The following is a 12,429-nucleotide window of genomic DNA, read 5'->3' as shown; positions in this document are numbered from 1 at the left end:
ATAGCAGCTTTACACTCAGACCACCGCCGCTACCATGGGTTCGCCATGTCGACATTAGATGAAGAAGATCGCCGCGAATACTACCGTATCGAGGACAGGATCGCACTGGAAATTACCCCTCTGAGCGCCGCCGAGGCCTTGGGCGGCGAGTTGTTGCAAGATGCTTCACCACTCTTCAACCTGCTCAGCGAACTGCACCTGAGCGAGTTCGAGTCCCAGCACCTGCTGCGCCAGCTCAGTGACAAGGACCGCACCCTGGCAGCTTTTCTCAAGGCCCAGAACAAACGCATCGACCTGCTCAGCGCCGTGGTTGCGCAAACCCTGCTGGGGCAGATCGGCGAGGCGCGCCCGGTGACTCTCTCCGAAGGTGGCGTCGAGGTGCACCAGGCCCAGGCCATCACCGCCGGCAGCCGCGTCTCGGTGAAGATGGTGCTGATGCCCCAGGCCCTGGGCCTGCTGCTGCGGGCCAAGGTGACCCACTGCGACAAGGCCGCTGATGGCCTGTTCGACATCGGCGCCGAATTCGTCGAGATGACCGACGCCCAGCGCCAGTTGCTGGCGCGCTATATCCTGCAGAAACAGGCACTGCAACGCCGCCAGGCACTGGAACAGAACACCCCGCCTGCCTCCTGATTTTCCGTCTTGCTTGAAGGAACGAACGTGACCCTGATTTACGGCCACCGCGGCGCCAAGGGCGAAGCCCCCGAGAATACCCTGACCAGTTTCCAGCAATGCCTGAGCCACGGCGTTCGCCGTTGCGAGCTGGACCTGCACCTGTCCTCCGACAACGAGCTGATGGTCATTCATGACCCCAGCCTCAAGCGCACCACCGGCCGTGGCGGCAAGGTGGTGGAGCACAGCGCCGCCGACCTGGTGACCTACGATGCGCGCAAGGGCGGCCCGGGCTGGGTCAACCCCTGCCCGATCCCACGCCTGGAAGAGCTGTTCGAGAAATGTGATTTCGACCACTGGCAGCTGGAGGTCAAGAGTGCCTCGCGCACCCGCGCTGCCACCACGGTGCTGGCGATTCGCGAAATGGCCCAGCGCTTCGGCCTGCTGGACAAGGTCACCATCACCTCAAGCTCGCGGGAGGTGCTGGGCGCCGCCCTGGAGCTGACCCCGGACGTGTCCCGCGGGCTGGTCGCGGAATACACCTGGCTCGACCCGTTGAAGGTCGCGCAGAACTACGGTTGCGAACTGCTGGCGCTGAACTGGACGCACTGCACCCCCGAGCGCCTGGCCAAGGCCCAGCGCCAGGGGTTGCATGTGTCGGTGTGGACAGTCAACGAGCCGGCGCTGATGCTCCGACTCGCCGACTTCGGCGTAGACAGCCTGATTACAGACTTTCCCGGTTTGGCCAGCGCCACCCTCGAGAATCGCTGAAATCGGTCTCCCCGGCCGGCTCAGGCCACCGGCCGGAGCCGCTCAAAAAAGCCGGTTGAGACCGTCGTAGGCGGCAACCCGATAGGCTTCGGCCATGGTCGGGTAGTTGAAGGTGGTGTTGACGAAGTACTTCAGGGTGTTCTGCTCGCCCGGCTGGCCCATGATCGCCTGACCGATGTGCACGATCTCCGAGGCCTGGTAGCCGAAGCAGTGCACGCCGAGGATCTGCAGCGTCTCGCGGTGGAACAGGATCTTGAGCATGCCTTGCGGCTCGCCGGCGATCTGCGCCCGGGCCATGCCCTTGAAGAACGCCTTGCCCACTTCGTACGGCACCTTGGCCTGGGTCAGCTCCTGCTCGTTCTTGCCGATCGAGCTGATCTCCGGAATGGTGTAGATGCCGGTCGGCACGTCGTTGACGAAGCGCCAGCTGCCATTGTCGACGATGCTGCCGGCGGCCGAGCGGCCCTGGTCGTGGGCGGCACTGGCCAGGCTTGGCCAGCCGATCACGTCACCGGCACCATAGATGTTCGGCACGCAGGTGCGGTAGGCCTCGTCCACTTCGATCTGGCCACGGCTGTTGACCTTCACGCCGATGTTTTCCAGGCCCAGGCGGTCGGTGTTGCCGGTACGCCCGTTGCACCACAGCAAGGCGTCGGCCTTGATCTTCTTGCCCGACTTCAGGTGCAGGATCACACCGTTGTCCAGGCCTTCGACGCGCTCGTACTCTTCGTTGTGGCGCACGGTGATGTTGTTGTTGCTGAAGTGATAGCTCAGGGCCTGGGAGATTTCCGAGTCCAGGAAGCTCAGCAGCTGGCCGCGGTTGTCCACCAGCTCCACCAGCACGCCCAGGCCGCTGAAGATCGAGGCGTACTCGCAGCCGATCACGCCGGCGCCGTACACGATCAGTTTGCGCGGGGTGTGACCCAGGCTCAGGATGGTGTCGCTATCGTAGATGCGCGGGTGGTGGAAATCGATATCGGCCGGGCGATACGGGCGCGAGCCGGTGGCGATGATGATGTGCTTGGCTACCAGCTTCTCGACCACACCGTTGGCGCAGACCACTTCGATGGTCTGCTCGTCGGCGAAGCTGCCGGTGCCGAAGAACACGTCAACGCGGTTGCGGGCGTAGTAGCCAGTGCGCGAGGCGACCTGCTTGGAGATGACCTTCTCGGCGCTTTTGAGCACGTCGGGGAAGGAGAACCAGCGCGGCTCACCGATGGCCCGGAACATCGGGTTGGTGTTGAACTGCATGATCTGGCGCACCGAGTGACGCAGGGCCTTGGACGGGATGGTGCCCAGATGGGTGCAGTTACCGCCGACCTGGCGACGGCTATCGACCATCGCTACCTTGCGTCCTGCTTTGGCGGCGTTCATTGCCGCCCCTTCTCCTGCCGGGCCGGAACCCAGCACCACTACGTCGTAGTTGTAGACAGCCATGCGTACTCCTTCAGAACAGGCCCGGACGCCAGATTGACCTCCGGGGCTACATCATGCCGCCATCGGCGCCATGCAAAAATTCGGGTGCAGTCTAATCAAGCTTGAACGCCGCGCACATTAACCCTTGGTCGCGTCGTAGGCTATTTTTCTCTGCACTACATGTAGGCCGCCTTGCTGGCGAAGCCTTTCATTTCCCCGCAATGCTGTTGAATGCTGGCGTGGCCCGGGAAACGAACCCACCCTCGACCCGATTCACGAACACTGCCGCAATCCGATGCTCGACCGCGAAGCGCCAACCCTGCTCCGGGCCCAGGATCAGCAACAGGGTCGAGTACCCGTCAGCCATCAGCGCAGTGGGCGCCAGCACCGTCACCGCCGCCAGCGCATGGGCCACCGGGGTGCCCAGGCGCGCATCGAAGGTATGCGAATAACGCTGGCCATTCTCCTCGAAATAATTGCGGTAGTCACCCGACGTGGACACCCCGTACCCCTCCAGCGGCAACACCTGCTGGGCTATCTGCAGATCGTCGCGCGGCAGTTCGAGTGCAATGCGCCAGGCACTGCCATCGGGTTTGCGCCCCATTGCCTTGAGCTCACCGGTAGCTTCCACCAGAAAGCTTTCGACCCCCAGAGCTTGCATCCGTGCCACGATCAGGTCGACCGCATGCCCGGCGGCGATGCTGTTGAAGTCGACCTCGACGCCAGCGTCCTTGCACAGTTGCTGGCCTTCGATACGCAAGTGGGTATACCCCACCCGCTCGCGCACCTGCGCCAGCCGCCGGGCATCGGGCACCTTCTCTTCACGCGCCTGGGGGCCGAAGCCCCACAGGTCGAGCAGCGGCTCCACCGTGAGATCGAAGGCCCCGTCACTCTGGCGCGAGAGCTGCTCACCTACCCGCACAAGCTGCAGCACGTCGGCCGGCATCGCCTGGCAGCGGTGGGCGGGCAACTGGTTGAACTGCCCCACCAGTGAATCGCTGCGGTAGGTGGAGAAGCGCTGGTCGATGCCCTGCAGGATCGCCTCGACCTCCTGCTGCACCTGCCCAGGCGTCGGGCCGCCGGCCTTGCGCACGTACTGCACGGTGTAGCTGCTGCCCATGGTCGGGCCACTGATGCGCTCGATCGAATCCCTGTGCTCGCAACCGACCAGCAATGCCACCAGGGCAGGCAGCGCAGCCCATCCCTTTTTCACACGACGCCTCCTTTTCTGAAGCCAAAAAAAACGGGAACCCGCAGGCTCCCGTTCTTTCAACGCAACGTGATGCTTAGCGTGGGAACGCTGGCGGGTTGACCCCGGCCATGTCTTCCATCACGCGCACTACCTGGCAGCTGTAACCGAACTCGTTGTCGTACCAAACGTACAGTACAACGCGGTTGTCGTTGCAGATGGTGGCCTCGGCATCGACCACACCGGCGTGACGCGAGCCGACGAAGTCGCTGGAAACCACTTCCTGCGAGCTGACGAAGTCGATCTGCTTGTGCAGGTCCGAGTGCATGGCCATCTGGCGCAGGTACTCGTTGATCTCGTCGCGGCTGGTGGCCTTTTCCAGGTTCAGGTTCAGGATCGCCATCGAGACGTTCGGCGTCGGAACGCGGATCGCGTTACCGGTCAGCTTGCCCTTGAGCACTGGCAGCGCCTTGGCGGCGGCAGTGGCGGCGCCGGTCTCGGTGATGACCATGTTCAGCGCAGCGGAACGACCACGGCGGCTGCCCTTGTGGAAGTTGTCGATCAGGTTCTGGTCGTTGGTGTACGAGTGAACGGTTTCGACGTGACCGTTGACGATGCCGAACTTGTCGTTGACTGCCTTGAGCACCGGCACGATGGCGTTGGTGGTGCAGGAAGCCGCCGAGATGATCTTGTCGTCAGGGCTGATGTCGGCGTGGTTGATACCGTGCACGATGTTCTTCAGCGCGCCCTTGCCCGGTGCGGTGAGGATAACGCGTGCGGCACCCGGGCAGGCCAGGTGCTGGCCCAGGCCGTCGGCATCGCGCCAGACGCCGGTGTTGTCGACCACCAGGGCGTTCTCGATACCGTACTGGGTATAGTCGACTTCGCTCGGGTTCTTCGCGTAGATAACCTGGATCAGGTTGCCGTTGGCGGTGATGGTGTTGTTTTCTTCGTCGATGGTGATGGTGCCATCGAACGGACCGTGCACCGAGTCACGACGCAGCAGGCTGGCACGCTTGATCAGGTCGTTCTCGGCGCCCTTGCGTACCACGATGGCACGCAGGCGCAGGCCGTCGCCACCACCGGTCTTCTCGATCAGGATACGCGCCAGCAGACGGCCGATACGACCGAAGCCGTACAGGACCACGTCGGTGCCCTTGCGTGCGGAGGCGTTCTGCTGGCCAACCACGTCGGCCATTTCTTCACGCACGAACTGCTCGGCGCTGCGGCCGTTGCCTTCTTGCTTGAACTTGTTGGCCAGCTTGCCCAGGTCGACCGAAGCGGCGCCCAGCTTGAGCTCGCTCATGGCCTTGAGCAGCGGGAATGTCTCGTGGACAGACAGTTCGGTTTCGTCGGTCTGGCGATGACGGGCAAAGCGGTGGGCTTTGAGGATCGCGATCACCGAACGGTTGATCAGGCTACGGCCATAGATCGAGCTCACCACATTGTTATTGCGGTAGAGCTGACCGATAAGCGGGATCATCGCTTCTGCAAGCGCTTCACGATCGATCCACTCACCAAGACACTGGTCGGGCTTCTGAGTCACGGGAACCTTCCACATGTAGGGACAGAAAAAAGGGGCTACATTATGACGCCCCGCGTCGCTTCGAGCAATGAGCGCCTGTCGCCGGCGCCGCACGGCATGATCCAGGCCCCACATTCAGGCGGCTGAAACCTGACAGCAATGCCCCGCGCCCGGTACAATCGGCGTTTTGTCGCAACGCTTGGAGCTCGACCTCCCGTGCCTGTTCTGCGTCTACCTCACCTGCCGGCCAGTGCCGGCAAACACACCTGGGGCAACCTGCCCGGTGCCGCCCTGAGCCTGGCCATCGCCGAGGCCGCCAGCGCCGCGAAGCGCTTCACCCTGCTGCTGACCGCCGACAGCCAGAGCGCCGACCGGCTGGAGCAGGAGCTGCGTTTCTTCGCCCCGGAACTGGCCGTGCTGCCGTTCCCCGACTGGGAAACCCTGCCCTACGACCTGTTCTCGCCGCACCAGGACATCATTTCGCAGCGGATCGCCAGCCTGTACCGGTTGCCGGAGCTGGACCACGGCATCCTCGTGGTGCCGATCACCACCGCACTGCACCGCCTGGCGCCCACGCGCTTTCTGCTGGGCAGCAGCCTGGTGCTGGACATCGGCCAGAAGCTGGATGTGGAACAGATGCGCACGCGCCTGGAGGCCAGCGGCTACCGCTGCGTCGACACCGTGTACGAGCATGGCGAGTTCGCGGTGCGCGGTGCCCTGATCGACCTGTTCCCGATGGGCAGCAAGCTGCCGTACCGCATCGACCTGTTCGATGACGAGATCGAGACCCTGCGCACCTTCGACCCGGAGAGCCAGCGCTCGATCGACAAGGTCGACTCGGTACGCCTGCTGCCGGCCCGCGAGTTCCCGCTGCAAAAAGACGAAGTCACCCGTTTCAAAGCGCGCTTTCGCGAGCGCTTCGACGTGGATTTTCGCCGCAGCCCGATCTTCCAGGACCTGAGCAGCGGTATCGTGCCGGCCGGCATCGAGTACTACCTGCCGCTGTTTTTCGAGGAAACCTCGACCCTGTTCGACTACCTGCCGGAAAACACCCAGGTGTTCTCCCTGCCCGGCGTGGAACAGGCCGCCGAGCACTTCTGGAGCGATGTACGCAACCGCTATGAAGAGCGGCGCATCGACCCTAACCGCCCTCTGCTGCCGCCTGCCGAGCTGTTCATGCCGGTGGAAGACTGCTTCGCCCGGCTCAAGGGCTGGCCACGGGTGGTGGTCAGCCAGGACGACATCGACGCCGGCCCCGGCCGCGAGCGCTTTGCCGCGCAGACGCTGCCCAACCTCGCCATCGAAGCCAAGGCCAACCAGCCCCTGGCGGCGCTGTCGGGGTTCCTCGAGCAATTCCCCGGTCGTGTGCTGTTCACCGCCGAATCGGCCGGGCGCCGCGAAGTACTGCTGGAACTGCTCGAACGCCTGAAACTGCGCCCGCAAACCGTCGATGGCTGGCACGAGTTCGTCGCCAGCAAGCAGCGCCTGGCAATCACCATCGCACCACTGGACGACGGCCTGCTGCTGGACGATCCGGCCCTGGCGCTGGTTGCCGAGAGCCCGCTGTTCGGCCAGCGCGTGATGCAGCGGCGGCGCCGCGAGAAGCGCAGCGACGTCAACAACGACGCGGTGATCAAGAACCTTACCGAGCTGCGCGAAGGCGCCCCGGTGGTGCATATCGACCATGGCGTGGGCCGCTACCTGGGCCTGGCGACACTGGAGATCGATGGCCAGGCCGCCGAGTTTCTCACCCTTGAATACGCCGAAGGCGCCAAGCTGTACGTGCCGGTGGCCAACCTGCACCTGATCGCGCGCTACACCGGCAGCGACGATGCGCTGGCACCGCTGCACCGTCTGGGCTCCGAGACCTGGCAGAAGGCCAAGCGCAAGGCGGCCGAACAAGTGCGCGACGTGGCTGCCGAGCTGCTCGACATCTATGCCCGGCGCGCCGCGCGCAAGGGCTATGCGTTTGCCGACCCGTCGGTAGACTACGCCACCTTCAGTGCCGGCTTCCCGTTCGAGGAAACCCCGGACCAGCAGTCGGCCATCGAAGCGGTACGCGAGGACATGCTCGCCGCCAAGCCGATGGACCGCCTGGTGTGCGGCGATGTCGGCTTCGGCAAGACCGAAGTGGCCATGCGCGCCGCCTTCATCGCCGTGCACGGCGGGCGCCAGGTCGCGATACTGGTGCCCACCACCCTGCTCGCCCAGCAGCACTACAACAGCTTCCGCGACCGCTTTGCCGACTGGCCGGTAACCGTCGAAGTGATGAGCCGCTTCAAGTCGGCCAAGGAAGTCGGTGCCGCCGTGGCGGACCTTGCCGAAGGCAAGATCGACATCGTCATCGGCACCCACAAGCTGCTGCAGGACGACGTCAAGTTCAAGGACCTGGGCCTGGTCATCATCGACGAGGAACACCGGTTCGGCGTGCGCCAGAAAGAGCAGCTCAAGGCGCTGCGCAGCGAAGTCGACATCCTGACCCTGACCGCCACGCCGATCCCGCGCACGCTGAACATGGCGGTGGCGGGCATGCGCGACCTGTCGATCATCGCCACCCCGCCGGCACGCCGGCTGTCGGTGCGCACCTTCGTGATGGAGCAGAACAAGAGCACCATCAAGGAGGCGCTGCTGCGCGAACTGCTGCGTGGCGGCCAGGTGTACTACCTGCACAACGACGTGAAGAGCATCGAGAAGTGCGCCGCCGACCTCGCCGAACTGGTACCCGAGGCGCGCATCGGTATCGGCCACGGGCAGATGCGCGAACGCGAACTCGAACAGGTGATGAGCGACTTCTACCACAAGCGCTTCAACGTGCTGATCGCCTCGACCATCATCGAGACCGGCATCGACGTGCCCAGCGCCAACACCATCATCATCGAGCGTGCCGACAAGTTCGGCCTGGCCCAGCTGCACCAGTTGCGCGGCCGCGTGGGGCGCAGCCACCACCAGGCCTATGCCTACCTGCTGACGCCCCCACGCCAGCAGATCACCCCCGACGCCGAAAAGCGCCTGGAGGCCATCGCCAATACCCAGGACCTGGGCGCAGGCTTCGTGCTGGCCACCAACGACCTGGAGATCCGCGGCGCCGGTGAACTGCTGGGCGAAGGCCAGAGCGGGCAGATCCAGGCGGTGGGCTTCACCCTCTACATGGAAATGCTCGAACGCGCCGTCAAGGCGATTCGCAAGGGTACCCAGCCCAACCTCGACCAGCCCCTGGGCGGCGGCCCGGAGATCAACCTGCGCGTACCGGCACTGATCCCCGAGGACTACCTGCCCGACGTGCATGCGCGCCTGATCCTGTACAAGCGCATCGCCTCGGCGGTGGACGAAGATGGCCTGAAGGATCTGCAGGTGGAGATGATCGACCGTTTCGGGCTGCTGCCCGAGCCGACCAAGAACCTGGTGCGCCTGACCCTGCTCAAGCTGCAGGCCGAGAAGCTGGGCATCAAGAAGGTCGACGCCGGCCCGCAAGGCGGACGGGTGGAATTCGAGGCCGAGACCCCGGTCGACCCGCTGGTGCTGATCAAGCTGATCCAGGGCCAGCCCAAGCGCTACAAGTTCGAAGGCGCGACGATGTTCAAGTTCATGGTGCCCATGGAACGCGCCGATGAACGCTTTACTACAGTGGAGGCGCTGTTCGAACGACTCGCCCCGAAACCCGCTTGAAGGATGATCCATGCGTGCAATTCGTAGCTTGACCCTGCTGCTGGCGCTGATTGCGCCGGCCGCCTTTGCCGACAGCCAGTACCAGGTCGAGATGTTCCTGCTGCGCCAGAATGCGGTGCCCGCGATCACCAGCCAGTTCGCCCCGGAAGACTGGCGCCAGGGCGCCAAGGCCCCCAGCGACTACGACGTGCGCAAGCCGGTGCTGACTGCACAGGCCGAAAAGCTGGCCGCCGACAGTAACTACACCGTGCTGCTGCACAGGGCCTGGCAGCAGCAGGTAGGCAGTGAACCGTCGCGGGTTGCCATCAGCGAGGGCCAGGAGCAGTTCGGCCACTTCCCGGTCGAAGGCAATGTCAGCCTCAGGCAGGGCCGTTTCATCGAAGTGCAGGCCAACTTCTGGGTCAACCAGCTCGATGGCAATGGCAGCGTGATCCAGAGCGAACAGCTCAGGCAGGTCAACAGCACGGTGAAGAACAACGAACTGACCTTCCTCGATGGCGGGCACCTGGCGGTCCTGTTCAAAGTGATCGCCGCCGGCACACGCACCACCTCTCCTGCTGAAGCGGAGATGATGGAACAGTAGAGCCATGTCGACCACACTGCAGCGCGCGCTCAAGAGCAAGCTCTGGCGCGAACAATTCGGCCCCAAGACCCTCACCCGAGGGCTTGACTATGCAGACAACAAGCGCGTCAGGCTCGTTTCGGTTGACGACAAGGGCGCGACAACCCTGTGCCACGGGTCCGGCGGCAACCTCTACCGTCAGACCCTGCTGATCGAAGGCGACGTTCACCCCCTCCTGATCGCCACCTGCAGCTGCCCTGTCCGCCAGAACTGCAAGCATTGCGCAGCGGCGCTGTACACCCTGACGGAGCGGCTGACGGCCAACGACTTTCCGCCGCCTCCAGCCACGGCGACCTACCAGAACCAGGTCATCGAAAATGTACCGGCTGTTGCGCACCTCACCCTGGGCAGCTACGAATTCACCGCCTACATGCCCAAGACCGGCAAGATGCAGCGCCAGTTGCAACACCGTGCGGCACTGGCGTTCACCTATGACGGGCAGCGCACCAGCGACAAGAGCAGCAGCGAAGTCATCCGTATCGACGGCAACGTCCGCCAGCGTATCCAGCGTCAGCCAGACGCCGAAAAGGCGCTGCGCCAGACCTTGAAGAAAATGGGCTTCAGCGTTGCCACGCGCCAGAGCAAGGCATTGCCCGACAGCGCCGGCGAAATGCTGCAGATGGCCGACGACCAGGCCTGGCTGCAGTTCGCCCGCACCGGCATCGATACCCTGCGTGCAGCCGGCTGGGAGGTGGAAGTGAGGCCCGACTTCGCCTTCAACCTGCATGACATCGACGACTGGTACGCCGATGTCGAGGAAGCGCCGGGGCGCGAATGGTTCGACCTGGAGCTGGGCATCGTGGTCAACGGCCAGCGCCACAGCCTGCTGCCGATCGTGCTGCACCTGCTGCGCAGCAACCCCGAACTGCTGCGCCCCAGCGAACTGGCCCGGCGCAGCGACGACGAGTACCTGCTGATCGACCTGAACCGCGCCCGCCATGACAGCCCGGCGCTGCGCGTGGCCTTGCCCTACGCACGCATCAAGCCGCTGATGGCCACCCTGGGCGAGCTGTACCTGGGCAATGACAGCGGGCCTTCGCTGCGCCTGGCAGCGCCGGATGCCGCGCGCCTGAGCAGCATCGACGACATGGCGCTGACCTGGCGCGGCGGCGACCGGGTACGCGACTTTGCCCGCCGCCTGCGCGAGTCCAGGCGTACCGACATCGCCGCCCCCGAGGGCCTGAACGCCACGCTGCGACCCTACCAGCTCGAAGGCCTGAACTGGTTGCAGACCCTGCGCGAACTGGAGGTCGGCGGGATCCTAGGCGACGACATGGGCCTGGGCAAGACCCTGCAGACCCTGGCGCACCTGCTCACCGAAAAGAACGCGGGGCGCCTGCAGCGCCCTGCCCTGGCCGTGATGCCGACCAGCCTGATCCCCAACTGGCTCGACGAGGCGCAGCACTTCACCCCGCAGCTGCGCGTGCTGGCCCTGCATGGCCCCGGCCGCACCCGACACTTCGCCGACCTTGACCAGTACGACCTGGTACTGACCACCTACGCCCTGCTGCCCCGCGACCTGGCTCACTTCACCGCGCAGCCCTGGCACCTGCTGATTCTGGATGAAGCGCAGAACATCAAGAACGCCAACAGCAAGGCCGCCGAAGCGGCGCGCGAGATCCAGGCCAACCAGCGCCTGTGCCTGACCGGCACACCGATGGAAAACAACCTGGGCGAACTGTGGTCGATCTTCCACTTCCTGCTACCCGGCTGGCTGGGCGACAGCAAGGCCTTCAGCCGCGATTACCGCACCCCTGTCGAACGCCATGGCGACGTCGAGCGCATGGCGCATCTTGCCGCGCGCATCAAGCCATTCCTGCTGCGCCGCACCAAGGAACAGGTGGCCCGCGAACTGCCGGCCAAGACCGAGATCGTGCATTGGGTGGAGCTGAGCGACGCGCAGCGCGACACCTACGAAACGGTGCGGGTGGCGATGGACAGGAAGGTCCGCGAGGAAATCACCCGCAACGGCGCGGCACGCAGCCAGATCGTGATTCTGGATGCGTTGCTCAAGCTGCGTCAGGTGTGCTGCGATCTGCGCCTGGTCAAAAGCATTGCGCCAAGAACCACCCATTCGGACAAGGGCAAGCTGGGCAGCCTGATGCAGATGCTCGACGAACTGCTCAGCGAAGGGCGACGCATCCTGCTGTTCTCGCAGTTCACCTCGATGCTCGAACTGATCGAGCAGGAGCTGCACAAGCGTGGCGTCCGCTACAGCCTGCTGACCGGTGAAACCCGCGACCGGCGCACCCCGGTGCAGCAGTTCCAGAGCCTGCAGACGCCACTGTTTCTGATCAGCCTCAAAGCGGGCGGCACCGGCCTCAACCTCACCGCGGCCGACACGGTGATCCACTATGACCCGTGGTGGAACCCGGCCACCGAAAACCAGGCCACCGACCGCGCCTACCGCATCGGCCAGGACAAGCCGGTGTTCGTCTACAAGCTGATTACACGGGGCACGGTGGAAGAGAAGATCCAGAAGTTGCAACAGGAGAAGGCAGCGCTGGCTGCAGGCTTGCTGGAGGGGCGTCAGGCGGGGGACTGGAAGCTGGCGGATGAAGACATTGATGCGCTGTTTGCGCCGTTGCCCGGGAAGCGGCAGGCCGCGAAAATTAGTTGAGCCTTTCG

At 64.4% G+C, this 12,429-nt stretch carries 8 protein-coding genes; 5 read left to right on the top strand and 3 right to left on the bottom strand.

Annotated features, from left to right (window positions below; genetic code table 11):
• Window positions 1-45: 45 nt before the first annotated feature.
• Together V9K84_RS03720 and V9K84_RS03715 are read left to right on the top strand one after the other, a co-directional pair.
• The gene (locus tag V9K84_RS03720; RefSeq protein WP_043864553.1) at window positions 46-633 is read left to right on the top strand and encodes a PilZ domain-containing protein; all 588 of its coding nucleotides are present in this window, start codon (window positions 46-48) and stop codon (window positions 631-633) included.
• 27 nt (window positions 634-660) lie between these two features.
• Entirely contained in the window at window positions 661-1,383 is a 723-nt protein-coding gene (locus tag V9K84_RS03715; RefSeq protein WP_043864554.1) for a glycerophosphodiester phosphodiesterase, read from the top strand.
• Between the two features lie 42 nt (window positions 1,384-1,425).
• Here V9K84_RS03715 and sthA read toward each other — a convergent pair whose 3' ends face one another.
• The 3 genes from sthA to V9K84_RS03700 form a co-directional block, all read right to left on the bottom strand.
• The gene (gene sthA, locus V9K84_RS03710) at window positions 1,426-2,820 is read right to left on the bottom strand and encodes a Si-specific NAD(P)(+) transhydrogenase (RefSeq protein WP_043864555.1); all 1,395 of its coding nucleotides are present in this window, start codon (window positions 2,818-2,820) and stop codon (window positions 1,426-1,428) included.
• Window positions 2,821-3,007: 187 nt separating this feature from the next.
• Window positions 3,008-3,919: an FAD:protein FMN transferase gene (locus tag V9K84_RS03705; RefSeq protein WP_080922958.1), complete on the bottom strand. Its 912-nt coding sequence runs from the start codon at window positions 3,917-3,919 to the stop codon at window positions 3,008-3,010.
• A 166-nt stretch (window positions 3,920-4,085) separates the two neighbouring features.
• The gene (locus V9K84_RS03700; RefSeq protein WP_043864557.1) at window positions 4,086-5,549 is read right to left on the bottom strand and encodes a glyceraldehyde-3-phosphate dehydrogenase; all 1,464 of its coding nucleotides are present in this window, start codon (window positions 5,547-5,549) and stop codon (window positions 4,086-4,088) included.
• A 180-nt stretch (window positions 5,550-5,729) separates the two neighbouring features.
• Between V9K84_RS03700 and mfd the strand changes: the two genes are divergently transcribed.
• Genes mfd through V9K84_RS03685 form a run of 3 tightly spaced genes read left to right on the top strand, consistent with a single transcriptional unit; the run spans window position 5,730 to window position 12,421 of the window.
• Entirely contained in the window at window positions 5,730-9,179 is a 3,450-nt protein-coding gene (mfd, locus tag V9K84_RS03695) for a transcription-repair coupling factor (protein ID WP_043864558.1), read from the top strand.
• Window positions 9,180-9,189: 10 nt separating this feature from the next.
• Window positions 9,190-9,762 carry a CsiV family protein gene (locus tag V9K84_RS03690; RefSeq protein ID WP_088514229.1) on the top strand — a complete coding sequence of 191 codons (573 nt, stop codon included), beginning with the start codon at window positions 9,190-9,192 and terminating at the stop codon, window positions 9,760-9,762.
• Between the two features lie 4 nt (window positions 9,763-9,766).
• A complete protein-coding gene (locus V9K84_RS03685) occupies window positions 9,767-12,421 on the top strand; it encodes a DEAD/DEAH box helicase (RefSeq protein ID WP_088514230.1) in 2,655 nt (884 codons plus the stop codon).
• Window positions 12,422-12,429: the final 8 nt, after the last annotated feature.

The sequence above is a fragment of the Pseudomonas sp. AE27 genome (genome assembly GCF_037113495.1).
Taxonomy (GTDB): Bacteria; Pseudomonadota; Gammaproteobacteria; order Pseudomonadales; family Pseudomonadaceae; genus Aquipseudomonas; species Aquipseudomonas palmensis.
This window is presented reverse-complemented; position numbering and strand designations above follow the sequence as displayed.

What these genes read in the sequence shown, in the direction of transcription:
- V9K84_RS03720 (WP_043864553.1), top strand. Translation starts at nt 46, where the DNA reads ATGTCGACATTAGATGAAGAAGATCGCCGCGAATACTACCGTATCGAG.
- sthA (WP_043864555.1), bottom strand. Translation starts at nt 2,820, where the DNA reads ATGGCTGTCTACAACTACGACGTAGTGGTGCTGGGTTCCGGCCCGGCA.
- V9K84_RS03690 (WP_088514229.1), top strand. Translation starts at nt 9,190, where the DNA reads ATGCGTGCAATTCGTAGCTTGACCCTGCTGCTGGCGCTGATTGCGCCG.
- V9K84_RS03700 (WP_043864557.1), bottom strand. Translation starts at nt 5,549, where the DNA reads ATGTGGAAGGTTCCCGTGACTCAGAAGCCCGACCAGTGTCTTGGTGAG.
- V9K84_RS03685 (WP_088514230.1), top strand. Translation starts at nt 9,767, where the DNA reads ATGTCGACCACACTGCAGCGCGCGCTCAAGAGCAAGCTCTGGCGCGAA.
- V9K84_RS03705 (WP_080922958.1), bottom strand. Translation starts at nt 3,919, where the DNA reads ATGGGCAGCAGCTACACCGTGCAGTACGTGCGCAAGGCCGGCGGCCCG.